Source organism: Paracoccus sp. P2, from assembly GCF_046335115.1.
Taxonomy (GTDB): Bacteria; Pseudomonadota; Alphaproteobacteria; order Rhodobacterales; family Rhodobacteraceae; genus Paracoccus; species Paracoccus pantotrophus.
Window position 1 is genome coordinate 1 of sequence record NZ_JBGOSN010000196.1, and the last position, 501, is coordinate 501.

Annotated in this window: 1 protein-coding gene; it reads right to left on the minus strand. The window is 60.9% G+C overall.

What is annotated here, in order from left to right; translation table 11 throughout:
* Positions 1–126: 126 nt before the first annotated feature.
* A partial coding sequence (locus tag ACDP63_RS25175; RefSeq protein ID WP_409928888.1) for a LysR substrate-binding domain-containing protein occupies positions 127–501 on the minus strand: 375 nt, incomplete at its 5' end.

Sequence of the window (501 nt, forward strand, 5' to 3'; positions counted from 1 at the left end):
ACCACCGAAACCTGGCACGCGTTCCTCGACGACTTTGTCGATGACGCGGAACTCGTCGCCCGCATCAAGGCTCAGTCGCCGCGGTAACAATCGGCCGGTTACCTGACATCAGAGCCCAGGAATAGATCATCCGCTTTTGGCCAGGGGTCGAAATCGGCGCAGGAACCTTAGAAAGACGGTTAACTCTTCCGAAGCATTGCCGCGTTCCCAGACCGCGGTGATCGGCAGCTTGGCGGGCATGTCGGTCAATTGGCGGATCGCGATGCCTTGCCGGGGCATGTTGCCGATCGCGCTGGAATAGATCGCGACACCGGCCCCGGCGATGACAAGGCCGAAGATGCCGTCGCTGTTGGTCGCCTCGAGCGATATTTCGGGCAGGAACCCACGCGCCCGGCATTCTGGGGTCTGCTGCCGGACGGTGCTAAATCCTACGCTAAGCCGATAAAACGCGCCTTCCGTGGTCCCTGAGGTTTCCGTTGGCATCGACGTAGCGATAGAGGG